Annotated in this window: 27 protein-coding genes; 14 read left to right on the forward strand and 13 right to left on the reverse strand. The window is 67.9% G+C overall.

Annotated elements, in window-relative coordinates; all coding sequences use genetic code 11:
• Positions 1-94: 94 nt before the first annotated feature.
• Both upp and BLU18_RS10935 read right to left on the reverse strand, forming a co-directional pair.
• A complete protein-coding gene (gene upp, locus BLU18_RS10930; RefSeq protein WP_092634958.1) occupies positions 95-769 on the reverse strand; it encodes a uracil phosphoribosyltransferase in 675 nt (224 codons plus the stop codon).
• 81 nt (positions 770-850) lie between these two features.
• The gene (locus BLU18_RS10935; protein ID WP_092634960.1) at positions 851-1,030 is read right to left on the reverse strand and encodes a DUF8107 family protein; all 180 of its coding nucleotides are present in this window, start codon (positions 1,028-1,030) and stop codon (positions 851-853) included.
• A gap of 155 nt (positions 1,031-1,185) precedes the next feature.
• Here BLU18_RS10935 and BLU18_RS10940 point away from each other — a divergent pair, with 155 nt between their 5' ends.
• A complete protein-coding gene (locus tag BLU18_RS10940; protein ID WP_092634962.1) occupies positions 1,186-2,400 on the forward strand; it encodes an inorganic phosphate transporter in 1,215 nt (404 codons plus the stop codon).
• Here the strand turns inward: BLU18_RS10940 and BLU18_RS10945 are convergent, their stop codons facing one another.
• On the reverse strand, positions 2,401-2,730 hold the full coding sequence (locus BLU18_RS10945; protein WP_092634964.1) for a hypothetical protein: 330 nt from the start codon (positions 2,728-2,730) through the stop codon (positions 2,401-2,403).
• A 170-nt stretch (positions 2,731-2,900) separates the two neighbouring features.
• Between BLU18_RS10945 and BLU18_RS10950 the strand changes: the two genes are divergently transcribed.
• The 9 genes from BLU18_RS10950 (at position 2,901) to BLU18_RS10990 (ending at position 12,034) form a co-directional block, all read left to right on the forward strand.
• Entirely contained in the window at positions 2,901-3,881 is a 981-nt protein-coding gene (locus BLU18_RS10950; protein ID WP_092634967.1) for a replication factor C small subunit, read from the forward strand.
• Between the two features lie 79 nt (positions 3,882-3,960).
• Positions 3,961-6,729 (forward strand): alanine--tRNA ligase, encoded by a 2,769-nt coding sequence (gene alaS, locus BLU18_RS10955; RefSeq protein WP_092634969.1) that lies wholly within the window; start codon positions 3,961-3,963, stop codon positions 6,727-6,729.
• Positions 6,730-6,849: 120 nt separating this feature from the next.
• Positions 6,850-7,101, forward strand: coding sequence for a hypothetical protein (locus BLU18_RS10960; RefSeq protein ID WP_092634971.1), 252 nt, complete (start codon positions 6,850-6,852; stop codon positions 7,099-7,101).
• Positions 7,102-7,134: 33 nt separating this feature from the next.
• The gene (locus BLU18_RS10965) at positions 7,135-7,902 is read left to right on the forward strand and encodes an alpha/beta fold hydrolase (protein WP_092634973.1); all 768 of its coding nucleotides are present in this window, start codon (positions 7,135-7,137) and stop codon (positions 7,900-7,902) included.
• Between the two features lie 32 nt (positions 7,903-7,934).
• Entirely contained in the window at positions 7,935-8,615 is a 681-nt protein-coding gene (locus BLU18_RS10970) for a type 1 glutamine amidotransferase (RefSeq protein ID WP_092634975.1), read from the forward strand.
• Positions 8,616-8,654: 39 nt separating this feature from the next.
• Complete coding sequence (locus BLU18_RS10975) at positions 8,655-9,446, forward strand: HVO_0234 family beta-propeller protein (protein WP_092634977.1); 792 nt, start codon at positions 8,655-8,657, stop codon at positions 9,444-9,446.
• 40 nt (positions 9,447-9,486) lie between these two features.
• Positions 9,487-10,359, forward strand: a complete 873-nt coding sequence (locus tag BLU18_RS10980; protein ID WP_092634979.1) for a ribose-phosphate diphosphokinase — start codon at positions 9,487-9,489, stop codon at positions 10,357-10,359.
• A gap of 47 nt (positions 10,360-10,406) precedes the next feature.
• Positions 10,407-10,826, forward strand: a complete 420-nt coding sequence (locus BLU18_RS10985) for an HIT family protein (RefSeq protein WP_092634981.1) — start codon at positions 10,407-10,409, stop codon at positions 10,824-10,826.
• A 461-nt stretch (positions 10,827-11,287) separates the two neighbouring features.
• Positions 11,288-12,034 (forward strand): P-loop NTPase family protein, encoded by a 747-nt coding sequence (locus tag BLU18_RS10990; RefSeq protein WP_092634983.1) that lies wholly within the window; start codon positions 11,288-11,290, stop codon positions 12,032-12,034.
• On the opposite strand, the gene BLU18_RS10995 is transcribed toward BLU18_RS10990, so the two are convergent.
• The gene (locus BLU18_RS10995; protein ID WP_092634985.1) at positions 12,035-12,481 is read right to left on the reverse strand and encodes a peroxiredoxin; all 447 of its coding nucleotides are present in this window, start codon (positions 12,479-12,481) and stop codon (positions 12,035-12,037) included.
• 58 nt (positions 12,482-12,539) lie between these two features.
• Positions 12,540-13,055, reverse strand: a complete 516-nt coding sequence (locus BLU18_RS11000) for a DUF7858 family protein (protein ID WP_092634987.1) — start codon at positions 13,053-13,055, stop codon at positions 12,540-12,542.
• 150 nt (positions 13,056-13,205) lie between these two features.
• Here BLU18_RS11000 and BLU18_RS11005 point away from each other — a divergent pair, with 150 nt between their 5' ends.
• Positions 13,206-14,069: a transcription initiation factor IIB gene (locus tag BLU18_RS11005; RefSeq protein WP_092634989.1), complete on the forward strand. Its 864-nt coding sequence runs from the start codon at positions 13,206-13,208 to the stop codon at positions 14,067-14,069.
• On the opposite strand, the gene BLU18_RS11010 is transcribed toward BLU18_RS11005, so the two are convergent.
• From BLU18_RS11010 to BLU18_RS11045, 8 genes are read right to left on the reverse strand one after another with little or no spacing between them, the layout of a single operon-like run.
• Positions 14,048-14,716 carry a nucleotide-binding protein gene (locus tag BLU18_RS11010; RefSeq protein ID WP_092634991.1) on the reverse strand — a complete coding sequence of 223 codons (669 nt, stop codon included), beginning with the start codon at positions 14,714-14,716 and terminating at the stop codon, positions 14,048-14,050. The genes BLU18_RS11005 and BLU18_RS11010 overlap by 22 nt on opposite strands.
• Positions 14,713-15,444, reverse strand: coding sequence for a DUF7857 domain-containing protein (locus BLU18_RS11015; protein WP_092634993.1), 732 nt, complete (start codon positions 15,442-15,444; stop codon positions 14,713-14,715). The genes BLU18_RS11010 and BLU18_RS11015 overlap by 4 nt, the downstream gene beginning before the upstream one ends.
• A gap of 17 nt (positions 15,445-15,461) precedes the next feature.
• The gene (locus tag BLU18_RS11020) at positions 15,462-16,289 is read right to left on the reverse strand and encodes a DUF7856 family protein (protein WP_143025260.1); all 828 of its coding nucleotides are present in this window, start codon (positions 16,287-16,289) and stop codon (positions 15,462-15,464) included.
• A 19-nt stretch (positions 16,290-16,308) separates the two neighbouring features.
• Complete coding sequence (locus BLU18_RS11025) at positions 16,309-16,647, reverse strand: DUF7855 family protein (RefSeq protein ID WP_092634997.1); 339 nt, start codon at positions 16,645-16,647, stop codon at positions 16,309-16,311.
• Between the two features lie 49 nt (positions 16,648-16,696).
• Positions 16,697-16,978: a DUF7854 family protein gene (locus BLU18_RS11030; protein ID WP_092634999.1), complete on the reverse strand. Its 282-nt coding sequence runs from the start codon at positions 16,976-16,978 to the stop codon at positions 16,697-16,699.
• Positions 16,978-19,089 carry a minichromosome maintenance protein MCM gene (locus tag BLU18_RS11035; RefSeq protein ID WP_092635009.1) on the reverse strand — a complete coding sequence of 704 codons (2,112 nt, stop codon included), beginning with the start codon at positions 19,087-19,089 and terminating at the stop codon, positions 16,978-16,980. The genes BLU18_RS11030 and BLU18_RS11035 overlap by 1 nt, the downstream gene beginning before the upstream one ends.
• 38 nt (positions 19,090-19,127) lie before the next feature.
• Positions 19,128-19,634, reverse strand: a complete 507-nt coding sequence (locus BLU18_RS11040) for a hypothetical protein (protein WP_092635011.1) — start codon at positions 19,632-19,634, stop codon at positions 19,128-19,130.
• Positions 19,635-19,682: 48 nt separating this feature from the next.
• Positions 19,683-21,170, reverse strand: a complete 1,488-nt coding sequence (locus BLU18_RS11045; protein WP_092635013.1) for an aldehyde dehydrogenase family protein — start codon at positions 21,168-21,170, stop codon at positions 19,683-19,685.
• A gap of 125 nt (positions 21,171-21,295) precedes the next feature.
• Between BLU18_RS11045 and BLU18_RS11050 the strand changes: the two genes are divergently transcribed.
• From BLU18_RS11050 to BLU18_RS11060, 3 genes are read left to right on the forward strand one after another with little or no spacing between them, the layout of a single operon-like run.
• On the forward strand, positions 21,296-21,880 hold the full coding sequence (locus BLU18_RS11050; protein WP_092635015.1) for a biotin transporter BioY: 585 nt from the start codon (positions 21,296-21,298) through the stop codon (positions 21,878-21,880).
• Positions 21,877-22,572, forward strand: coding sequence for an energy-coupling factor ABC transporter ATP-binding protein (locus BLU18_RS11055; protein ID WP_092635017.1), 696 nt, complete (start codon positions 21,877-21,879; stop codon positions 22,570-22,572). Before BLU18_RS11050 ends, BLU18_RS11055 begins: the two co-directional genes overlap by 4 nt.
• A complete protein-coding gene (locus BLU18_RS11060; protein WP_092635019.1) occupies positions 22,569-23,273 on the forward strand; it encodes an energy-coupling factor transporter transmembrane component T family protein in 705 nt (234 codons plus the stop codon). The genes BLU18_RS11055 and BLU18_RS11060 overlap by 4 nt, the downstream gene beginning before the upstream one ends.
• Positions 23,274-23,288: the final 15 nt, after the last annotated feature.

Raw genomic sequence — 23,288 nt, forward strand, 5'->3', positions numbered from 1 at the left:
CGGCTATAGAGCGCTGGGGTGGTCGACGCCGAGTGGAGATATGTGGCCCTGAAACGCGGCGCAGTCGGTCGATTTTCGACCGGAAGAGGAGGGGTTACTTCGTGCGGAACGCGCGGTCACCGGCGTCGCCGAGGCCGGGGACGATGAAGCCGTCGTCGTCGAGGTGGTCGTCGATGGAGACGGTGAGGAGGTCCGCCTCGGGAATCGCCTCGCGAACGCGGAGGAGGCCCGCGGGGGCGCTGACCGCCGAGAGGACGAGCACGTTCTCGGGGTCCGCGTCTTCGAGGACGTGTTCGAGGACGGCGGTCATCGTCGACCCCGTGGCGAGCATGGGGTCGGCGACGATGACGGTGTCCTCCGGGCCGATTTCGGGGAGTTTCACGTAGTCGATGGTGATGGGAAACTCGCCCTCCTCGTTCATGCCGGCCTCCTCGTCGCGCCCGGCGCTGATGACGCCCTGCTTGGCGCGGGGGAACGCCTTCAACAGGCCTTCGACGAACGGCGTCGCGGCGCGGAGGACGTTGATGATGACCACGTCGTCGAGGCCTTTGACGCGCTCACCGGTCGTCTCCGCCATCGGCGTCTCGATGGAGACGTACTCCGTGTCCATCGCGCCGTCGATGATTTCGTAGCCACAGATGCGGCCGAGTTTCACGAGCCCCTTGCGGAAGGCGACCTGTTCGGTCTCCACGTCCCGAATCTTCGAGAGCGTGTCCTTGGCAAGCGCGTGCGTGATGAGGTGGGCCTCGTCTCGGTCTTCGATGGTCATACCCCCTACTGCGCGAGTCGTGCGTAAGAAATTCCCGTTCGTCAGCCGCCGTGTCAGTCTGTCTCGGACGACTCTCACGCCTCACCGCATCGTCACGACGTACGTAAGCGCCATCAGCAGGAGCGCCAGCGCGGTGACGTTCCAGACTGTCAGGCCGAGCAAGCCGATGAACGACAGTCCCCACACCACCCCCGCCGCGAACAGCGTCGACAGAACGAGGTTCATCACGAACAGCACGCGCGGGTCCCCCTGTGAGGCCATACGTCGTGCTGGTTCGGCGATTCCCTTATACTGTTCGTTGGGCTGGTCGAAACTCCTCGCCGACGAACGGGTGTGGTGCGCATTCATCGCTGGCCCCGAACGGAAAGGCATTACAGACTGAGAAAACACCATCCACGCAACGAGTTCTCTCTCGTATGTCCTCGGCTATCGGCATCGTGGCTATCGCGCTCGTCACGTCGCTGTTCATGGCGTTCACCGTCGGCGCGAACAGCAACTCCGCGCCCATCGCGCCCGCCGTCGGCGCGAACGCGATTTCCACGCTCAAGGGAGCGTTACTGGTCGGCATCGTCGCTGCGCTCGGCGCCGTCGCCCAAGGTGGCAGTATCTCGGAGACGATTGGCCACGGGCTGGTCACGGGGGTCACGATTACGCCTCTCGCCGCTGCCACGACGTTGCTCACGGCGGCCACGCTCATCACGGTCGGCAACACCTACGGCTATCCGATTCCCTCCGCGTTCACCGTCAGCGGAGCCGCGATTGGCGCGGGACTCGCCCTCGGCGGTGGCCTCGCGGTCGGCACCTATCTCCAGATTCTCGGCTTCTGGTTCGCCATCCCCATCGTCGAAGCCGTCCTCGCCTACGGCCTCGCGCGACTCCTGCTCGGCGACCGGATTCCCGATACGGTCTCCATCCCGTTGCTGGTCGCCGGTGTCGGGTACGCGCTGGCGAACGTCCAGCTGTCCTTCGTCCCGACGCCACGCGGTGAGCAGGGGTCGCTCGCCGGCTTCCTCGCGCACGGACTGGTGGGGCAGTCCGCGCTCTTCGGGCGCGACGGGCTCGCCGTCGTCCTCGTCAGCGTCGTCGTGGCACTCGTTGCGGTGGCGATTGCTTACCGGCAGCTGGAACGGGACGTGACGCGGGGCATCAATCGCATCCTCATCGCACTCGCTCTCGTCGTCGTGTTCACGAGCGGCGGGACGCAGGTCGGTCTCGCGACCGGGCCGCTGGAGCCGGTCTTCTCCTCTGCACTCGGGCTACCGGGGCTGTACCTGCTCGCGCTCGGTAGTATCGGCATCCTGCTGGGCGGCTGGGTTCGGTCGCCACGACTCATTCAGGCCGTCTCCCGCGAGTACGCGTCGCTCGGACCCAAGCGGTCCATCGCCGCGTTCATCCCCGCCTTCCTCGTCGCACAGACTGCGATTATCCTCGGCTTCCCAATCTCGTTCAACAAGGTGATGATTTCGAGTATCGTCGGGGCGGGGCTCGTCGGTGGGTCGTCCGGGTCGGGTGGCGTCTCCGTCAAGAAGACCGGTTACACGCTCGGTGCGTGGGTCGGCTCGATGGTCGGCGGGGCAGCGATCAGTTTCGCCCTCTACCACGTTCTCGCCGCGGTCTTGGGACTGGGGTGACTAGGCGTTGCTGAGCGTGACGAGGTCCGCCACCGCCGAGCGCTCTTTCATGTCTGCCCACGTGTCGAACTCGGTCGTCGCGGCGACGAACTCGTCGCGCTCGTCGGCGGACAGTCGTTGGATGGCACCGATTGTATCCTGCTCGCCCGGACAGGCGCGGCAGAACGCGTCGTAGGACTCGAACTCGGTGTGGTGCTGGATGAACGAGTCCGAGAAGAACGTGTCGGCGTCGTACGCGTTGCGAGTCTCCGGCGCGATGGCCTGTTCGACGACTGCCTTGACACGGGTGGAAACCGGGTCGGTCGCCTTGACCCGAAGGTCAAGAACCATATCTCCGTGTTCGTCCGCGACCCGTTAAATCTGGTGCGCGGCGTCCGAGCACCCCGCTCCCGACGCCTCCCGTTTCGTCGTTCCGGCACTCGGACTGACTCACACGCCGATGGACTCCCGAGGCTCACCGTCTCGGGGAGTTTATGTGCGGACCAGCCCCTTTGGTCCGTATGAGCGAGGCCGAGGGGTCGTCTGCGGGACGGGAGATTTGGATCGAGAAGTATCGTCCACAGACCCTCGACGACGTGAAGGGACAGGACGACATCGTCGACCGACTGCAGAGCTACATCGCACAGCACGACCTGCCCCATCTCCTCTTCTCGGGGCCGGCGGGCATCGGCAAGACCACCTGCGCTACCGCCATCGCCCGCGAGGTGTACGGCGACGACTGGCGGGGCAACTTCCTCGAACTCAACGCCTCCGACGAACGCGGTATCGACGTGGTGCGCGACCGAATCAAGAGCTTCGCGCGCTCTTCGTTCGGCGGCTTCGATTACCGGGTGATATTCCTCGACGAGGCCGACTCCCTCACCAGCGACGCCCAGTCTGCGCTCCGCCGGACGATGGAGCAGTTCGCGGACAACACCCGCTTTATCCTCTCGTGTAACTACTCCAGTCGCATCATCGACCCCATCCAGTCGCGGTGCGCGGTCTTTCGCTTCTCGCCACTCCCGGACGAGGCCATCGCTGCGCAGGCGCGCGAAATCGCCGCGGCAGAGGATATCGAGATGACCGACGACGGCCTCGACGCACTCGTCTACGCCGCCAGCGGCGACATGCGCCGCGCCATTAACACGCTGCAGGCGGCGGCGACGACAGGCGAACTCGTCGACGAGGAGGCCGTCTACACCGTTACCAGCACCGTCCGCCCCGAGAAAATCGAGTCGATGGTGGAGGCGGCCATCGAGGGCAACTTCCCGCGGGCGCGCTCGACGCTCGAAACCCTGCTCGTCGACTCCGGGATGGCCGGGGGCGACGTCATCGACCAGCTCCACCGCTCGGCGTGGGAGTTCGACATCGACGAGCGCCGGACGGTCAAACTGATGGAGCGTCTCGGTGAGGCGGACTACCGCATCACCGAGGGCGCGAACGAACGCGTGCAGTTGGAGGCGATGTTGGCGGCGCTGGCCCTCGACGACGAGGACGCGTAGTCGCCCGACGGGACGACGAAATCTCCCGCGACGACCCTTCCCGGAACTGTTTTAGGCGGAGACGGGCCAACAAGGCATAATGAGCGAACTCGAAGACGCCTACCGTCTCGACTACTTCGAGGAGGAGGGGTTCACTCGGCAGGAGTGTACCTCGTGTGGCGTGCACTTCTGGTCGCGCGTCGAGCGCGACACTTGCGGTGAGCCGCCTTGCGACGACTACTCCTTTATCGGCAACCCCGGCTTCGACGAAGCACACTCGCTGGAGGAGATGCGCGAGGCCTTCCTCTCTTTTTTCGAGGATAACGGCCACGAACGCATCGACCCCTATCCGGTCGCCGCGAACCGCTGGCGTGACGACGTCCTCCTGACGCAAGCGTCGATTTACGACTTCCAGCCACTGGTCACCTCCGGCGAGACACCGCCCCCGGCGAACCCCCTCGCCATCTCCCAGCCCTGCATTCGGATGCAGGACATCGACAACGTGGGCAAGACGGGCCGGCACACGATGGCCTTCGAGATGATGGCCCACCACGCCTTCAACGCCCGTGACGAGGCCGACGGCGAGTACGCCTACGAGGGCGAGGTGTACTGGAAAGACGAGACGGTCGCGTACTGCGACCAGTTCTTCGAGCACATGGGCGCCGACCCCGCCGAAATCACGTACATCGAGGACCCGTGGGTCGGCGGCGGCAACGCCGGCCCGGCCTTCGAAGTCATCTACCGCGGCCTCGAACTCGCCACGCTCGTCTTCATGTCGATGGAGCAGGACCCCGACGGCGAATACGAGATGAAAGACGGCAACCGCTACAGCCCGATGGACACGTACATCGTCGACACGGGCTACGGGCTGGAGCGGTGGACGTGGATGACACAGGGGACGCCGACGGTGTACGAGGCGGTCTACCCCGAGATGATAGACTTCCTCACCGACCGCGCCGGCATCGACCACTCCGAGGAGGAGGAGGAACTCATCCGCGATGCGGCCCGCCTCTCGGGCTATCTCGACATCGACGAGGTGACAGACCTCGCCTCGGCCCGCGCGGACGTGGCCGAGGAACTCGGCGTCGACCCCGACCGACTCACCAGTCTGCTCGAACCCCTCGAAGACGTGTACGCCATCGCGGACCACTGCCGGACGCTCGCGTACATGTTCGGCGACGGCATCGTCCCCTCGAACGTCGGCACGGGCTATCTCGCGCGGATGGTCCTTCGACGGACCAAGCGCCTCGTCGACGGCCTCGATATCGACGCACCGCTCGACGAACTCGTCGACATGCAGGCCGAGCGTCTCGGCTACACCAACCGCGACACCATCCGCGACATCGTCCGCACCGAGGAGCGCAAGTACCGCGAGACGCTCGACCGCGGCGCCCGAAAGGTGTCCGACCTCGCCGAGGAGTACGCCGAGCGCGGCGAACCCATCCCCCGCGAGACGCTCATCGAACTCTACGACTCCCACGGCATCCAGCCGGACATGGTGGCCGATATCGCCCGCGACCACGGCGCCGAAGTCGACGTGCCCGACGACTTCTACGGGCTGGTCGCGGCCCGCCACGAGGGCGAAGGGGCAAGCGAGGCGGCCGCCGAGCGAGACGAGCGACTGTCCGACCTCCCCGAGACCGACCGCCTGTTTTACGACGAGCAAGAACGCACCGAGTTCGAGGCCGTCGTCCTCGACGTGTTCGAACGCGAGGACGGCTACGACGTGGTGCTCGACCAGACGATGTTCTACCCCGAGGGTGGGGGCCAGCCCGCCGACACGGGCACGCTCTCGACGGACGAGACGACGGTCGAAGTGACCGATGTGCAGCGCCGCGACGGTGTCGTCCTCCACCGAACCGACGGCAACCCCGGCAAGGGCGAGTTCGTCCGCGGGCAGCTAGACGCCGAGCGTCGCTACCGGTTGATGCGCCACCATACCGCGACACACGTCATCGGCTACGCCGCGCGGCAGGTCCTCGGCCAGCACGTCCGACAGGCCGGTGCCCAGAAGGGGACCGACCGCGCCCGCCTCGACGTGCGGCACTTCCGGCGCATCTCCCGCGAGGAGGTAAAAGAAATCGAACGCGTCGCCAACGACGTGGTGACGGACAACCAGCAGGTCGCCCAAGAGTGGCCGGACCGCCACGAGGCGGAGGCCGAACACGGCTTCGACCTGTATCAGGGCGGCGTCCCACCGGGAGAGCAGATTCGGCTTATCCACGTCGCGGACGACGTGCAGGCGTGTGCCGGCACGCACGTCTCGCGGACGGGCGACATCGGCGCCATCAAGATTCTCAAGACCGAGCCGATTCAGGACGGCGTCGAGCGAATCGTCTTCGCGGCGGGCGAGGCGGCCATCGAGGCCACCCAGCGCACCGAGGACGCCCTCTACGACGCGGCGGACGTCCTCGACGTGTCGCCGGAGGACGTGCCCGAGACGGCCGAGCGGTTCTTCGAGGAGTGGAAGGCCCGCGGCAAACAGATCGACCAGCTCAAGTCCGAACTCGCGGAGGTGCGCGCCGCCTCGGCGACGGATGACGGGGTGGATATCGGCGGTTTCGACGCCGTGATTCGGCGGATGGACGGCGACGCCGACGAGCTCCGCGCCACCGCGAACGCCATCGTGGAGGAGGGGTCGGTGGCCGTCCTCGGGAGCGCACAGGGCGGCAGCGCGCAGTTCGTCGTCGGCGTCCCCGACGACGTGGACATCAACGCGGGCGAAGTCGTCGGCCGACTCGCTGCACAGGTCGGCGGCGGCGGTGGCGGCCCGCCGGACTTCGCGCAGGGTGGCGGCCCGGATGTCGACGCCCTCGACGACGCCCTCGACGACGCGCCGGACGTACTCCGCGCCGTGCAGGACGCCTGATACGGAGTAACTGTTTGCCGGTGATTCGCCGAAACGGGCTGGCGACCCATCGGTACTGACTTACAATAACCGTCTGAGGGCGGACGAACGTTCATATGTGATGGCGCAGAAATCGCTCGTGTGAAGTCGCCGTCGTCCGCTTCGAGAACCTCGACGCTGACGGTGTTCGGTCTGCTCGTTGTCGGTATCGTCTCGCTCTCCGCGGCGGCGTTCCCCGCCGACTCACTGTTTCGCGACGTGACGGTCCTCGACCTGTTGAGCGGCGTGTCGCCGTTCGACCTGCCGTCGCTGGCGTACACGACTGCGCTCGTCCTCGTCGGCTTCGCGGCCACGCTCATCGGCCTCTCGCTTCTGAGCGCCCGCCTCGAGTGAGTATATAAGTGGCTCGGGGGTGGACGAGTACGTATGCCGACCGCATCGAACGGCTCCGTGTCGCTCTATTACGAGGCTGACGGCGATGGCGAGACGGTCGTCTTCCTCGGCGACGTGGGCTACGGCGCGTGGCAGTGGGGGTGGCAACACGGCGGCCTGTCGGGGCCGTTCGAGACGCTGGTGACCGATCTTCGGGGGGCCGGCCGCTCCGACGCGCCCGCGGGCCCCTACGCGGTCGACGACCTCACCGCCGACGCCCAAGCGGTACTCGAAGCGCACGGCGCGCGTCGGGTCCACGTCGTCGGCGCGGGGTTGGGCGGGATGGTCGCACTCGAACTCGCACGACTCTCCTCGCGCCCGCGGTCGCTCACCCTCCTCGGGACGGCGGCCGCGGGGGCCGACCTCTCGCTCGACCCCCTGTTCGGGGCGCCGGACGACCCCGACACCTTGGAGTCGTCGCTCGCGGCCGCGCTCTCCCGCGAGTTCGTGGACGCCAACCCGGACGTGGTCGAGCAAATCGTCGAGTGGCGCGCCGCCGAGGACGCCACCCGAGACGCGTGGGAGGCCCAAGCGGCCGCCGTCGAGGCGTTCGATATCTCCGACCGCCTGTACGAAATCGACTGTCCGGCGCTGGTCGTCCACGGGTCCGACGACGCCGTCTGGCCCGTCGAGCGCGGCCGCCGACTCGCCGAGGGCCTGCCGCGCGGGTCGTTCGTCGAACTCGACGCCGGCCACCTTGTCGGAATCGAGCAGTCCCGCGCGGTGAACGACCGCCTCTTCGGCCACGTCGAATCGGCGTAAGCGTCTCCCGTCTCCACCGCCTCCGTCCACGTATGTTGCGGTTCGCGCTCCTCGACGCCTCCCACGGTGTCGAACGCACCCGTCGAAACTTCCGTCGCGAACTCGACGCCGCGCTCGTCGAGTTCGACGTGACCGCCGGCGACCTCCCGCCCGATTTCGACTACGACGCCGTCGTCGTCACGGGATCGCGCTCGTCGGTCTACCAGGACGACCCGTGGATAGACGACTTGCTCGACTGGATTGAAACGGCGGCCGACCGAGGGCTCCCGATTCTCGGCGTCTGCTACGGGCATCAGGCGCTCGCGGCGGCGCTCGGCGGCCGCGTCGAGTCCATGGACGACTATGAACTCGGCTACCGCGAGGTGCAGGTGGTGGCCGACGACCCACTCTTCGAGGGGGTCGAGACGCCGTTCACGGCCTTCGAAACCCACTCGGACCGCGTGGCCGACCTCCCGCCGGGCGCGACGTTGCTCGCCGAGAACGACCGCGGCGTGCAGGCCTTTCGCCACGGCGACTGCTGGGGCGTCCAGTTCCACCCCGAGTACGACCGGGCGAGCGCCGAGGCGGTCACCCGAGAGAAGGACCTGCCCGCTGACCGCATCGAGCGAGTCCTCGCGGGGGTCGACGACGACGCCTACGACGCGGCCTGCCGGACCAAGCGCCTGTTCGACAACTTCGCTGCGTCCGTGCGCCACCGTGTGGCGGCGGACTGACCCGGGCACGTTTTTGAGGCGCGCCCGCCGAGCTGCGGTATGGACCACGACGTGACCATCGACGAGAAGCGCGTCTACGCGGAGCGAGAGGGCGCCGAGACGGTGTTGGTCGCCGCCGAACAGGGTGTCGTCGTCGCGTCGCTCTCCGGTGACCGCGTCGGCGAGTTCGGCCTCGACTACCGGGGCGTCGCTCGCGCCGTCGCCGCCGCCGGTGACCGCCGCGCCGTCGCCACCGCCGAGGACGTCCTCGTCGGCGACGACGACCCGACCGACTTCGGCCCCGCCGTCGCCGTCGGTTTCGACGACGACGCACTCCTCGCCGCCGGCCCGGACGGGCGCGTCGCCCGCCTCGACGACGAGTGGACGGCCCTGGGAACCGTTACGGACCCCCGCGCAATCGACGGCGGGATGGTCGCCGCGGACAGCGGCGTCCACCAAGTCGTCGGCGACGACCTGCGGAACGTCGGCCTCGACGACGTGCGCGACGTGTCCGGGCGGGGGATGCCCCTCGCGGCGACGAGCCACGGCCTCTATCGACTGGGCAACGGGTGGATGGACGACGCCGAGGGCGCGTTCGACGCCGTGAGCGTCGACGCCGCGGACGACCGGGCCCACGCCGTCGGCGACGCCGGCCTGTCCGAACGCGAGGCGATTGGCTCGTGGGCGCCCGTCGACGTGCCGACCGACGACCGACTCGCGGACGTGGCTTACACCGACGCGGCGACCGTCTGTGTCACCGAGTCCGGAACGCTCCTCGCCGACACGGGCGATGGCTGGCGGACGCGCGAACTCGGCGTCACGGGCGTGACGGGGCTCGCCGTCCAGCGCTGACAACGAAAACGGTTTTCGTGGCGGCCGTCCACCACCGGGTATGATCCTCCCCGGTTCCGACTCGCAGGCGCTCGGTTCGGCACTCGCCGCCGAGACGGGTCGCGAGCTCGCCGCGGTGACGTACGACCGCTTCCCCGACGGGGAAGGGATGGCGTCGGTCGACCTCGACGGCACGGCCCCCGACCGGGCCGTCGTCGTCGCGTCGACGCCCTCCGACACCGCCTACGTCGAACTCCTGCAACTGCAGGACGCTGTCCGGGAAGCCGGCGCCGACCACGTGACGACCGTCATCCCCTACATGGGCTACGGCCGGCAGGAACGCGCGTTCGAACCCGGCCAACCCGTCTCCGCGCGGGCAGTGGCCCGCGCCGTCGCCACCGGCACCGACCGCGTGATTCTCGTCAACCCCCACGAGGCGTCGGTGACCGACTTCTTCGACGTGCCCTGTTCCGTCGTCGACGCCGCGCCGCGACTCGCCGACCCGCTCCCCGCCGACCTGACCGACCCGCTCTTTCTCTCGCCCGACGCGGGCGCCGTCTCACTCGCTGAATCCGTCCGTGACGCCTACGGCGGCGGCGACGTGGACTACTTCGAGAAGGTGCGTCACTCGGGGACGGAGGTCGACATCACGCCCAGCGACGCCGACGTGACCGGACGTGACGTGGTCGTCGTCGACGACATCATCGCCACGGGGTCGACCATGAGCGAGTCCATCGGCGTCCTCGCTGACCGCAACGCTGCCGACGTGTTCGTCACCTGCGTCCACCCGCTCCTGGTGCGGAACGCGCGGACGAAACTCGAACGCGCCGGCGTCACCGCCGTCTACGGCACGGACACCTTGGAGCGCGAGGTGACGACCACCTCCGTCGCGCCCGTCGTCGCCGACGCGTTGGGGTCCGCTGCCGCCGAGTAACTGCCGTCGCCGGGACGTTTTTGAGACGGGACAACGAGCATACACGTATGGCCGACTGCATCTTCTGTTCCATCGTCGACGGCGACATTCCCAACCACACCGTGTACGAGGACGACGACGTGTTGGCGTTCCTCGACGTCAACCCGTTGGCCCGAGGCCACACGCTCGTCATCCCGAAAGAGCACCACGAACGCGTCAACGACCTCCCCGCGGACCTGGCCGCGGACGTGTTCGCCACCGTCCACGACCTGACCGACGACGTGGAGGCGGCCGTCGACGCCGAGGCGACGACCATCGCCGTCAACAACGGCCCCGCCGCCGGGCAGGAAGTGCCGCACGTCCACGCCCACATCGTCCCGCGCTCGGAGGCCGACGGCGGCAAACCCGTCCACGCCCTCATCGACAACCCGCCCGAGGTGGACGACGACGAGTTCGCGGACGTGGCCGCCGCCATCCGCGACGACTGACGCTACTTCGACGCATTCGTTCTCGTCACGTTCTACCCTCATAGCCACGCGAAAATCGTCCGATTCTGTGGCATAAATTAGAAAATAGTGGAATTAAATACGTATATTTGTACTAGGTCGTATGGAGAAAAACCTATATGTTGTAAGAACGTCCAGATAATTGTACGAGGTGATAGAGGCACGAACACAGTACCGGATGACCGACACATCGGCTTCCGAGCCGACTGTCGTCACAGCCACACGAGACGGTCAGTCACCAGGGTGGTGCGGCCAGTAATTGCTACCCGACTCTCGGCCGGCGCTCCCACCTGCTCCCGGTGGGACCGGACACCCTGTCTTCGCGGTATGCCATGCCTCGCCACTTCGGCGGGGCTCAATTCGTTTTCTCGTCGAGCATTGCAGCCAGGTAGAATCGCGTCACGACCCGAGTCCTTTAGTCGGAGAGCGCGCCACCTCGGTGCATGAGTGACGCTGCTGACGGGACGGCGGCGCTGGTCGGCGCCACTGGTGGCGCGGGGACGACGCGACTGACGGTCGAACTCGGAACCCTCCTCGCGAACGACGGGCGGGACGTGTGCATTCTCGACGCCGCCTTCGCGACGCAGGGCCTCGCCGACTACCTTTCCGGGCGACTCGACCCCGACCTGACGGCGCTGCTCACCGACGACGCGGACGCTCCGCTCTCGGACGGCGTCGTCGATTTCTCGCTCGACAGCGACGGCGGTCGGCTGGCCTGTTGCCCCGCCGCTGCCCCCTTCGAGCGACTGGCGCGAGCGAAATCACCGGCCGCGGCGCAGGCGTTCGAATCGCGGGTCGCCACCGCGGCGACGACGTTCGACCACGTCCTCGTCGATACGCCGCCCGTGGCCGCGAATCAGGCCGTCGCTGCCGTGAACGCCACGGACCGAACCGTCCTCGTCGCGCCCGCGGCGACGCGTGGTCGGGACGCCGTCCAGCGACTCTCCGACCGCCTCGCCGACCTCGACGTCGACATCGACGGCGTCGTCTCGACGCGGGGTGAGCTCGCCGTCGCCGACGCCGCTGTCCCCGAGACGGACGCCGACGTGACCGCCGCGCCGACCTGTCTCGCCGACTCCTCGATGGCGACTGCCGTCGCCACCGTCGCCGACATCGCTGTCGACGCGACGCCCGCGACCGAGGACGGCCGCGGCCTCCTCGACTCTGTCGGCGACCTTGTTTCGGGGTAGTTACCCGCCGACGACGAACTCGCTTCGCGCGTCCTCGAGGACTGCCCGCGCGTGGCCGTCGGGGTCGACCGCGTCGTAGCGTTCGCGCACCTCACCGTCGGCGAGGAGGAAGGTGACCCTATCTGCCGTCCCGCCGTCGGTCGAGACGCCGAAGGCCGACGCAACCTCGCCGTCGGGGTCCGCGAGCAAGTCGAACAGGAGACCCTCCGAATCGGCGAAGTCCGCATGTGTCTCGACGTCGTCGGTCGAAACACCATATACTGTCACGCCGAGTTCGCGGAATTCGGGCAGCGTCGCCTGGAACTCGCTTGCCTCCGTCGTGCACCCGCCCGTGAAGTCCTTGGGGTAGAAGTAGACGACCGCTGGGTCCGCGAAGGAGAGGGTGACCGACTCGCCGTCCTGTGTCTGTGCCGTGATTTCGGGCGCTGAATCGCCGGGTTCGAGCATCGACGGCGATTGGGCGGCAACCGGGATAATCGGTTCGACGGCCGCCGTGGGCTGCCGGTTATCGGAGGTCCTCGACGGCGCTCATTGTCTCGGCGAGCGCGTCGCGCTTGGCGACGGACGCGTTCGACTCGGGTTCGAGGACGCCCGCGACGGCGTCGGCCAGGTCCGGGACGGCCTCGTGGGTTTCGACGTACGTCGCGAGCGCGAACTCGGCTTCATCGGCGCCGACGAGAGTGACGGCTTCGGACCGCGAGAGGTCGCCGTCGAGCCAGTCGCGCAGAATCTCGCGGGCCGTCGGCGCCAGCGGCGACACGCCCGTGACGCCACATCGATGCAGGAGTTTGGCGGCCGTCATCGGTGCGATACCCGCCTCGCGGGCACAGTCGCCGATACTCGTCCCCGCCGCGTACGCGTCGAGGACGCTCGCTGCCGCCTCGGGCGTACACGGCAAGTGATTCGCGTGCGCGTCGAGGCGGTCCAGCAGGTCACTGCCCGTCGCGTCGACCGTCGGGACGCCACGCTCGCGCTGCTGTTCGCACACTTCGATTCCGGCCGCGATGTCCGACAACCCCATCAACCGAGGTTCGTTCGCTATCCGACAAAAAACCTCGCCCGGCGACGAGTAACGTACCTATTACCGGTACGTTATGCACGCCCGCTCGCCCCGAATTTCCCGGTTCGCGCCCTCGTTTAAATACTCCATCGGGACCTATCTTCACGTGTGATGAGTCAGGCACGCGAGGCCGAATGCCCGGAGTGTAGTGGACGACTGAACGCCGACGGGACCGAGACGGTCTGCGGGCAGTGCGGACTCGTCGTCGACGAGTACTGCATCGACCACGGTCCGGAGTGGCGGTCGTTCGACGACGATCAGACGAACCCCGAGCGGACGGGCGCACCGCTGACGCAGTCGCGACACGACCGCGGGCTGTCGACCGATATCGGGCGGTCGACGCGAGTGAAGGGGCGGAAGCGTCGTCGACTCTCGCGCATGCGAGTCCAGCACAACCGGGCTCAGATATCGTCCAAGCGCGAGCGCAATCAGGTGTACGCCTTCACCGAGATTCGACGGCTCGTGAGTGCGTTGTCGCTCCCGAAGCACATCCGCGAGTCGGCGTGCTCGCTGTTCCGGTCGGCGCAGTCTGCTGACCTCCTCCGCGGACGCTCGCTCGAAGGCTTCGCCTCGGCGACGGTGTACGCCACCTGCCGAACTTGCTCCGTCTCGCGGACCGTCGAGGAAGTCGTCGACGCCGCGAAAGCCACCGAGGACGAACACCAGGCTGCCTACCGCGCGCTGAATCGCGAACTCGACATCCCGACCGGCCCCATCGACCCCGCGGAGTACGTCCCACGCTACGCCAGCGAACTTGACGTGAGTCAGGCGGTCCAGCGGGCCGCCGAAACGTACGCTCGCCGCCTCCGAGAGTCGGGCGACACCGCCGGCCGCAATCCGAGTGGCGTCGCCGCGGCTTGTCTCTACACCGCCGCCCGCGACGCCGGGGAATCGCTCACCCAGCGCGATGCCGCCGAAGTCGCGGACGTGACTCCCGTTACGGTCCGCAATACCTACCAGCTCTTGCAGGACTGAACCGCGTCGGCGAGCGACCGAACACCCGCCGCTGCGTCCGATTCCGGTGCCGCCGTCACTATCGGCTGGTCCGCTTCGACAGACCGCCCGACCCGCGGGTCCGTGGGTATCGTCGTGACCGGCGCCCCGAGGACTTGTCGGAACGCGTCGGTCGGTGCGTCGTCCGCTCCATCGAGGCGATTGAGTGCGACGCCTGCCAGCCCAGCGTCGAGTTCCCGCGCCAACTCTCGCGTCCGAACCGCGTCCGCCAGCGCGAAGCGCCGCGGCGACGCGACTAGTATGCAGATATCGGCGACGGCGAGGGGGATGCCAACGTCGGCACGCAGGCCCGCGGGACAGTCCACGACCACGTCGCCCGCCTCGGCGGCCACCCGTTCGAGCACCTCGGCCAACCGACTCACGTCCGCTGCCCGGGCGCCGGCGAGCGAGCGACCACACGGCAGCACCGACACCGTTCCGCCGCGCACCGCTTCCGTCGCCGACGCCCGTCCGGCGAGCACGTCGTGCAGGTCCGGTCCTCGGCCCCGGGGGAGGTCCGCCATCCCGAGGTCGGCGTCGACGACGACGGCGTCGAGCGCCGCGCCGACGTTGTACGCGACGGTCGTCTTGCCGACACCGCCTTTCCCGCCCGCGACGGCGACAATCACGACAACCTCCAGAGCGCTTCGACCGGCACGTCGACCGCCTCCGCCCGTTCCGCCAGCGCCGCAACGCGGCGTTCGACCGTCGCCAACGCCTGTGCGTCGCTCGCGATGCGTTCCTCGAGCGCCGCGATGTCTGCCTCGTCGGACTCCAGCACTGTCGTCGCCGTCTCGACGGATGCGTCGGTCACTCGCTCCCCGCGCTCGACGCGTTCGGCGACGGTATCGAGCCACGCTTCGACGGCGTCTGGTATGCCCTCAGCTGTGGCGTCGCCGCTCGTCGTCACCTCGTCCGCCGAACGTTCTGCCGCTTCGTCTGCTGGACGTTCTGTCGCCTCGTCCGCTGAACGTTCCGTTGCATTGGTTGCCGACGGTAGCGCGTCCGCCGGCGGTCGAGCATCGCCGAGTTCGCGCAGCACCGTCGCCGCCGTGGTACTCTCTTCAGCGTCGGCCGCACGCCCCTCGTCGGCCACCGACACCGGCGGCCGGCGGGCCGGTGCCGAACAGGCGTACCCGAGTACGCGCCGTCCATCCGACGACACGACGCTCTCGAACCCTTCTTCGTCCCATCCGGATTCGGGGACGCCGTCCCGACGCGGGGGCAGGACGCGGCCGTCGAGTCGGTTCGTCACTCGGACGCGACGGGGGACCGACGACGGGTTACGCACCTCGACCGTCACGAGCGTCACGTCCGCTCGCCCGTCGAGCGACGTGACTGACCAGTCGGTTTCCATACGCCCGCGTGGCCGCGCTATCCGACATAAATCACCGGCGCGTCGAGGGTCGTCCTCGCCGTTTCGGCGGCGATATCGGCCTCGGCTGTGACCGTGACCGGGGCGTCGAGTGGCGCTAGCCGTGCCACCGCGAACGCTGCCGTCGTCCGCGGGCCGTCGTACGTCCCCGGCGATTCGGCCGCGGTTCCGCGCCCCGGTACGGCGTCGAGTGCGGTTCGGAAGCGCTCCCAGACGTCGCCGACCAAGTCCTGCCTGACCTCTCGTTCGAGGTTCGCGACGCGGTCCTCGAGTTCGAGGCGCCGGTCACGCTGGTCGCGTGCCGCTCTCGCGGCCCGTTCCGCCTGTTCGAGGGCTTGCTCGGCCGCGATGCGCTCCGTCTCGCTCTCGGCGAGTTCGCTCGTCGCCTCCTGCAGTCGCTCCTCTATCGACTCCGTCTCCGCGTCTACCTCCTTGCGGGCCTGCAAACGCCCGCGCAGTTCCGCGACCCGCTCTCGCAGTCGTGCTTCCCGGTCGCCCGCCGCCGCGACGCGTCGTCGCGCGTCTGCCACCTCCACCGTCGGCGGCGACAGCGACGCCAACTCTTCCCGTGCGTCCTCGAGTGCCGACTGCGACGGCGACGTGTGGCCGAGCGCTCGTGCCGCCGCCGCGAGCGCCGCCCGCAAGTCGAACGTCGCCGGCGGGAGGCGAGCGACGTGATCGTGGACGGCGCTCGGGTCGGGGCAGTCGACGGTGACTGGCGACTCTCCCTCTCTGACGGCCCGCACAACGGCCGCTGGCGATACGTCAGTATCGCGCAAATCCACGACTGCTCCCGCGTACGTTCGGCCCTCGTAGTCGACGCGCACGGCTCAGTCTCCCGTCACCTCACAGGTCGCTTTCGCGCATGTTCTCGGGGTCTGGGTGGTCCGTCCCCGACGCGAACTTGGCGTACGGCGTGCTCGGCGTGTCGCGGTCCTCGTACGCCTCGGCGGCTTCGCGGACCGACTCCGGGACGGTTTCGAACTCGTTGAACGGGTCGGTCCGTTCGACCTGTACGTCCCCGCTGTGTTTCGCGCGGAGTCGAAGCGCCAGAAAGGCTCCGAGCTCTGTCTCCTCGAACAGCGCCGCCCGGCCGAGCGAACGCACCACCGTCGACTCGTGGGTTCGGCAGACGTTTCGAAGCGTCGTTCTCGCGGCCCGCGAGTACGTGACGACGAGTAGCAACGTCTCCGGTTGGAGACGCGGTGTGACCTAACGGTATCGGTACCGGCAGTCATCCCAATCGCTCGACGTCGAACGATTCTGGCGGGTCCGAGGCGTGTTCGGCGACCCGCTCTCTGGCCGCGGCCCGCGACTCAGCAACGACGACGACGCCCTCGACGGCCTCGTCGCCTCGCCCTGCGTACGCCCCCAGCCCGGTCTCGTCGTCGAACTCCGTCGCGTACGTCCGCAGCGTCGCGAGCACTCGCTCTTCGGTCGCCGCGAGGTCCGCCTCTCCCTCTTCGAACGCCCGAAGCGCCTGCTCGACGTTTCGAATCGTGGAGATGCGGTCCATCAGACCACCTTGTACTGGTCCGTCGCCGGCGTGTACACGTCGCCTTTCCGCTTCAGCTGCTCTATCTGGTCCATCACCTTCTCCTCGGAGATGTCCTCGACTCCGGCGCGTTCGACGATGGCGTCGATGGGCGCGCCCGCCTCGCCCTCGTACTCGGCGTCGACGGTTTCGATGACGTCTTTGATGCTCTTGATGCGGTCACGCTGGCTCTTCGAGGTGCCCGTCTCGATGACGTCGGCGTCGAACTCGCCCGTCTCGGGGTCGACGCCGATGTCCTGCAGACACGAGCGCACGATGTCGGTCGAGCGCTTGGCGTCCTCTTGTTCGACTGTGTCCGAGAGTCGGACGCGGGCGCTCGCTTCCGCGAGGCGAACCAGCGCTTCGAGTTTCCGGGCGGTGACCGGCACCGGCGCGTCCTCGTCCGCGCCTTTCGAGCGCAGGTCGACGTAGAAGTCTCGAATCGCCGCCTGCGCCTCGTCGGTCATCGTCGGGTAGCAGTTGCGCTTGGCGTACGCGATGTACTTCCGCAGGAGGTCGGGGTCGATGGCGGGTTCGACCGTGTCCGTGACCGACGCCACCTCGGCTTCGGTGAACTCGGGGTTGGAGACGTTCGTCCGCTGGGTTTCGAGTTCGCCCGCGTAGTTGGTCCGCAGGATGTGTTCCGCGAGGGCAGCGTCCTCGTCCGGGTCGGGTTGGTCCGTCACCGTGAATATCAGGTCGAACCGCGAGATGAGCGCGGGTTCGAGGTCTATCTGTTCGCCGATGGGTTCGTACTGGTCGAACCGGCCGTACTTCGGGTTCGCGGCGCCGAGGAGCGAACACCGCGACTTGAGCGTGGCGTTGATGCCCGCTTTCGAGATGCTGATCTCCTGTTGTTCGAGCGCCTGGTGCATGGCCGAGCGGTCCTCCGGGCGCATCTTGTCGAGTTCGTCGACGGCGGCGATGCCTTGGTCGGCCAACACCAGCGCCCCGGCCTCCAGACTCCATTGTTGACCTTCGCCGAAGTCGTCGCGAACGGCGGCGGCGGTCAACCCGGCCGAACTCGACCCCTTCCCGGAGGTGTACACCGAGCGCGGGGCGATATTTCGGATATATGACAACATCTGACTCTTCCCCGTACCCGGGTCCCCGATAAGAAGCATATGCAGGTCGCCACGAATCCGCGACCCATCGGGGAGCGTCTTCGTCACGCCCGAGAACAGCTGGAGAATCATCGCGAGTTTCTCCTCGTCGTAGCCGTAGATAGAGGGTGCGACGGAGGCGACCATCTCCTCGTAGATGCTGGGGTGATTCGACAGTTCGATAATCTCGCGTTTGTCCGCCTCCGTAATCTCCATGTCCTCGAACTGTTCGTCCTCGATTTCGACGCTCACCCCATCCATGTAGAGGTCGAACAGCTGCGATTTCTCGTTGCCCTCCGTCACTTGGTCGATGTGGAGGACGCCCGTGACGGTGACGTGGTCGCCCGCGGTCACTTTGCCCGTGATGTCGTCCTCGATGTCGATGTCGATGCTCTGGGGTGTCTCGCCGCCGCGAAGGCCTTCTGGTGACTCCTGAACCCGGAGTTTCTGGGAGTCGACGAACTCGCTCTGGTCGTAGTTGACCCGGAACGGGCCCTGTCGCTCACAGCCCTGACACTCGTGGGGTTCCTGGAACCCGCCGTCGGACTGGGGGATGTACGTCATCGTCCCGCAGCGCTGGCACTCGAAGGCCGCCTCGGTTATCTTCGGGCGCACGTCCGTCGCCTTGCGGATGATGCCCGAGACGGCAATCATCCGCCCGACGTGGTTGTCGTGGACGCGAATCGCCCGGATGTCGACAGTGTCGGGCAGGTTCCGCAGGCGGACGTGGGCCTGTCCCAGTGACACGTCCGCGGGCAGGTCGTACATGCGGAGGGCCTCCTCCGCGAAGTCGCCGAGTTGGTCCGGCTGTGAGAGGTAGTCCTCGGCGAGGTCAGGGTCGAACTGATAGAGGTCGTTGTAGTCGATGTGGAGGGAGCGCTGCTCGTTCGGATACTGCTGGGCGAGCTGGCTAATCGCGTCTCGGTAGTAGTTCCGATAAAACCGGGCGAAGCGGTCGACGAGCTCCTGGTTCGGGGACGACTGCGCCATTGCACGCCCCTTGCGCGGGACCGGCTAAGAACCTTCGCTTAGAACGAGACGTCCGTCTCGATATCTTCGGTCGCTTCGCGCAACCCGTCTTCGCGGGAGTCGCTGGCGAGGCGTTCCGAGAGCGCGTCGTCGGTCAACAGGTCGACGAACTCGCTCCGGAAGCGGTGGTTGGTGCGGACGCTCCGGTCCCGACTCCGCTCCGCGGCGTCCGAGTCGTCGCTCTCGCGGACGAGGTGACAGTCGAGGCGGGCTTGGACCGCCGTCTCGGTGTCGATACCGGCCGCGTCGGCGATGGCGTCGTCGTCGGCCTCGTCGTAGAACGCGCGAATCACCCGCACGTACGTCTCGGTGTCGAGGTCGGTGGCGAAGTCGTAGCGTTCGCACATTGCGGTGACGAGTTCGCGCAGGCGGTCGCTCACTTCGGGACTGTCGGGGTCGGCGTCGACGAGTGACCCACGGCGCTCGGCTTGGTGCTCCGTCACCGTCTCCTCGCCGTCCGTCGCGTCGAGGATGATGTCGCGTAGCTCCGCGGTCTTCTCGTCCATATTACAGGACGGGCGTGTCTCGGCCAAAAACCCATCGGCACTCGCCGCTCAGATCGGGTACTCCCGCGGTTCGTGCTGGATGGATATCCACTTCGTCTCGGTGATTTCGTCGAGGAAGGCGTCGCTGTTGTAGGTGCCGACGCCCGAGGCACCGATACCGCTGAAGGGGACGTGGGCCTCGTCGTTGATTGGCTGGTCGTTGATGTGGACGTTGCCCGTCTCCATGCGCTCGGCGATGTCCTTCGCGACGGCGAGGTCCTGCGAGTGGACGGCGCCGGAGAGGCCGTACTCGGTGTCGTTGGCGAGTGCGACGGCCTCGTCGACGTCCGAGAACGGAATCACGGGGGCGATGGGGCCGAAGTGCTCGTTGCACGCCGCCGCCATGTCGTTGGTCACGCCCGAGAGCACCGTCGGCGCGACGACCAGCGAGTCGTCGACGCCCTCGACCGGCACCGTCTCACCGCCGGTTTCGAGCGTCGCGCCCGCGTCGACCGTCTCCTCGACGTAGCCGAGCATCTCGTCGCGCTGTGACTCGTCGATGATGGGGCCGACGACGGTGTCCTCGTCGTGGACGCTCCCGACCGAGAGGGATTCGGCGCGCTCGACCAGACGCTCGACGTACTCGTCGTAGATGTCCTCGTGGACGATGTGGCGGTTGATGGAGATACACACCTGTCCCTGATGGACGAAGGAGCCGAACGTCGCGGCGTCGACGGCGCGGTCGAGGTCGGCGTCTGCCGCCACGACGTGAGCGTTGTTGCCGCCGAGTTCCATCGCCGGGACCGCGAGGTTCTCGCCCGCGATGCCCGCGACGCGCCGGCCGACCGACGTCGACCCGGTGAAGGCCACTACGTCGCTCTCGGGGTGACCCGCGACTCGGTCGCCGATGTCGGACCCGCGTCCCGTCACGACGTTGATGAGGCCGTCGGGGAGGCTGGTCTCCGCGAACAGCTTCGCGAAGAGCAGGCCGCCCGTAATCGGCGAGTTCGTCGACGGCTTGAGGACGACTGCGTTGCCGGCGGCGATGGCCGGTGCCACGGCCCGCATCGAGAGATTCAGCGGGAAGTTCCACGGCGAGATGACCGTCACGACGCCTTTCGGACTGCGCTCGACGAGGTTCTCCTTGCCCGGAATGTTCGAGGCGACGTGTTCGCCTTTCATCCGCCGGGGGAGCGTCGCGGCCTCCGTCGCGTGGTCGGTCGCAATCTGCATCGACGTCTCGCCCATGAGCGTCGACCCGCCCACCTCGTGTTCGAGGAGGTGGGTCACGTCGTCGTGGTGGGCCTCCAGCACGTCGAGGAACTCCTCGATGACTGCCTGTCGGCGGGCGAGGGGTTGCTCGGCCCACTCCGCCTGTGCGGCCGCGGCGGCCTCGTACGCGTCGTCGACGTCTGCCTCGGTGCCCGCGGCCACCGTCGTCACCGTCTCGCGGGTCGAGGGGTCCTCCACCGCGATGGTTTCACCGCTCGCTGCGTCGGTCCACTCTCCGTCGATGAAGAGTGCGTCCCAGTCCGCGTCGATGGAGAAGTCTGCCATCGTCAATACGAGGGCCCAGACACCGAAAAGGAGCGCGTACGCGGAAATCGTCGCTGGTTGTCACGTCTGCCGGCAGATTTTCGTAAACCAGAATTTACTAAGTGGTTTACGAGAGAGGGGTGGGTATGTCGGCTTCGACGGATTCGGTCGAGTTGGTCGGCGACGAGGCGACGGGCAACATCGCCCGGGCGGTGCTGTTCGCGGCCGCGACCAGTGCCACCGCCCCGGTCGATATGGTTCATCCGCTCGCCCCGAACGTACCCATCACGCTCCAGACGGTCTGGGTGTATCTCGCGGGCGTCGTCCTCGGCCCCCTGTGGGCGGGCGTCGCCTTCACGCTCTACCTGCTCGCAGGCCTCATCGGCCTCCCCGTGTTCGCCGGTGGGAACGCCGGGCTGGGCGTCATCCTCGGCCCGACTGGCGGCTTCCTGATTGGCTTCCCACTCGCCGCGATGACTATCGGCGCTGTCGTCCACGGGCGCGACGGGTTGACGCCGCCGAGCGAGGTCCCGATTCCGCGACTCGTCGTCGGGTTGCTCGCGGGGACAGCCGTCGTCTACGCCGCCGGTGCGGTGGGGTACTCGCTCGTCCAGGCCATCGGTCTCGTGGCCGCGGTCAGCGCCGTCGTCGTTCCCTTCCTGCCCGTGGCGGGCCTGAAGATTGCGGCGACGGTCGCCATCGTCCGCAGCGACGCCATCGTCGCCCGATGATCACCGTCGACGGCTACACGTATCGCTACGACGACGTGGCGGCCGTCGACGACGTGTCTCTCACCGTTGACGACGGCGAGTGTGTCGTCCTCGCCGGCCCCAATGGGTCTGGAAAGACCACGCTCGTCCGCGGGTTCAACGGCCTCCTGACCCCCGACGAGGGCGAGGTGCGCGTCAACGGCCGGCCCGTCGCCGACGACCTGGTCGCCGCCCGCACCAGCGTCGGGATGGTGTTTCAGGACCCCCGCGACGGCTTCGTCGCCGCGACGGTCGGTGCCGACGTGGCCTTCGGCCCCGAGAACCTCGGACTCGAACGCGACGAAATCGACCGCCGCGTCGCCGACGCACTCGACGCCGTGCGGATGGCCGGGCGCGAGGACGACCGGGTCGCCGACCTCTCGGGCGGCGAACGCGAACGCGTCGCCATCGCGGGCGCGTTGGCGATGGACCCCGACCACCTCGTTCTCGACGAACCCTTCACCGGCCTCGACCTTCGCGCCCGCGAGTCGGTGCTCGACCGCCTGCGCGCTCTGCGTGAGTCTGGCGTCAGCGTTGTCGTCGTCACGCACGACCTGCGGGACCTCTACTCGCTGGCCGACCGGGTCGTCGTCCTCTCGGACGGGTCGGTCGCGCTCGACGCGGCGTCGCCGTCGGCGTCGGAACTGGAAGCGCTCGGCGTCCGCCCGCCATGAGGTTCGACGCGACGGGCGACACCGTCGTCAACCGCCTCGACCCCCGCGCCAAACTGTTCGTGCAGGCCGCCGTCGCCGTCGCAGCCTTCGCCCACACGTCGCCGCGCGGCCTCCTCGTCCTCACCGCCTTCGCCCTCGGCGTCTGCTGGGTGGCGGCGACGCCGGTGGTCGACAGCCTGCGCTCCTACCGCGCCTTCCTCCCCTTTCTCGTCGCCGCGCCACTCGTGGAGGGGGCGACGCTCGGGGCGCCGTGGTTCGTCCCTGCCGATGCCGTCGGACCCGGACTGGCCAGCTACCGCGTCGTGGTGCTTCTGCTCGTCTCGACGGCGTACATCCGCACGACGCCCGTTCGGGAGTCTCGCGCCGCCATCCAGTCGCTTCTCCCGGGTCGGGTCGGCGTCGTCCTCGGCGCCGGCGTCGGGTTCGTCCTCCGATTTCTCCCCTTGCTCCGCGACGACCTCTCGACGATTCGCGCGGCGATGCACGCCCGACTGGGGACGGCCCGGTCGCTCCGCGAGCGCATTCGACTCGTCGGCGTGACGGGACTTCGCCGGGTGTTCGGCCGCGCCGACCGGTTCGCGCTCGCGCTTCAGGCCCGCTGTTTCGCGTGGAATCCGACGCTCCCACCGCTTGCGCCGACGTGGCGGGACGTTCCCGCCGTCGCCGTCGGCGTGGCGTTGCTGGCGTGGGCCGTCTGGTGAGCGGCGCTGCTGACC

Origin of the sequence: Haloplanus vescus, from assembly GCF_900107665.1 — an archaeon.
GTDB lineage: Archaea > Halobacteriota > Halobacteria > Halobacteriales > Haloferacaceae > Haloplanus > Haloplanus vescus.

Coding starts and splice junctions, on each gene's coding strand:
- BLU18_RS11050 (WP_092635015.1), top strand. CDS start 21,296: ATGTCGGCTTCGACGGATTCGGTCGAGTTGGTCGGCGACGAGGCGACG.
- BLU18_RS10950 (WP_092634967.1), top strand. CDS start 2,901: ATGAGCGAGGCCGAGGGGTCGTCTGCGGGACGGGAGATTTGGATCGAG.
- BLU18_RS11040 (WP_092635011.1), bottom strand. CDS start 19,634: ATGGACGAGAAGACCGCGGAGCTACGCGACATCATCCTCGACGCGACG.
- BLU18_RS10995 (WP_092634985.1), bottom strand. CDS start 12,481: ATGCTCGAACCCGGCGATTCAGCGCCCGAAATCACGGCACAGACACAG.
- BLU18_RS11015 (WP_092634993.1), bottom strand. CDS start 15,444: ATGGAAACCGACTGGTCAGTCACGTCGCTCGACGGGCGAGCGGACGTG.
- BLU18_RS11030 (WP_092634999.1), bottom strand. CDS start 16,978: ATGGACCGCATCTCCACGATTCGAAACGTCGAGCAGGCGCTTCGGGCG.
- upp (WP_092634958.1), bottom strand. CDS start 769: ATGACCATCGAAGACCGAGACGAGGCCCACCTCATCACGCACGCGCTT.
- BLU18_RS11045 (WP_092635013.1), bottom strand. CDS start 21,170: ATGGCAGACTTCTCCATCGACGCGGACTGGGACGCACTCTTCATCGAC.
- BLU18_RS11060 (WP_092635019.1), top strand. CDS start 22,569: ATGAGGTTCGACGCGACGGGCGACACCGTCGTCAACCGCCTCGACCCC.
- BLU18_RS10945 (WP_092634964.1), bottom strand. CDS start 2,730: ATGGTTCTTGACCTTCGGGTCAAGGCGACCGACCCGGTTTCCACCCGT.
- alaS (WP_092634969.1), top strand. CDS start 3,961: ATGAGCGAACTCGAAGACGCCTACCGTCTCGACTACTTCGAGGAGGAG.
- BLU18_RS11005 (WP_092634989.1), top strand. CDS start 13,206: ATGAGTCAGGCACGCGAGGCCGAATGCCCGGAGTGTAGTGGACGACTG.
- BLU18_RS10990 (WP_092634983.1), top strand. CDS start 11,288: ATGAGTGACGCTGCTGACGGGACGGCGGCGCTGGTCGGCGCCACTGGT.
- BLU18_RS10965 (WP_092634973.1), top strand. CDS start 7,135: ATGCCGACCGCATCGAACGGCTCCGTGTCGCTCTATTACGAGGCTGAC.
- BLU18_RS11055 (WP_092635017.1), top strand. CDS start 21,877: ATGATCACCGTCGACGGCTACACGTATCGCTACGACGACGTGGCGGCC.
- BLU18_RS10935 (WP_092634960.1), bottom strand. CDS start 1,030: ATGGCCTCACAGGGGGACCCGCGCGTGCTGTTCGTGATGAACCTCGTT.
- BLU18_RS10970 (WP_092634975.1), top strand. CDS start 7,935: ATGTTGCGGTTCGCGCTCCTCGACGCCTCCCACGGTGTCGAACGCACC.
- BLU18_RS11000 (WP_092634987.1), bottom strand. CDS start 13,055: ATGGGGTTGTCGGACATCGCGGCCGGAATCGAAGTGTGCGAACAGCAG.
- BLU18_RS10940 (WP_092634962.1), top strand. CDS start 1,186: ATGTCCTCGGCTATCGGCATCGTGGCTATCGCGCTCGTCACGTCGCTG.
- BLU18_RS10975 (WP_092634977.1), top strand. CDS start 8,655: ATGGACCACGACGTGACCATCGACGAGAAGCGCGTCTACGCGGAGCGA.
- BLU18_RS11035 (WP_092635009.1), bottom strand. CDS start 19,089: ATGGCGCAGTCGTCCCCGAACCAGGAGCTCGTCGACCGCTTCGCCCGG.
- BLU18_RS10985 (WP_092634981.1), top strand. CDS start 10,407: ATGGCCGACTGCATCTTCTGTTCCATCGTCGACGGCGACATTCCCAAC.
- BLU18_RS10980 (WP_092634979.1), top strand. CDS start 9,487: ATGATCCTCCCCGGTTCCGACTCGCAGGCGCTCGGTTCGGCACTCGCC.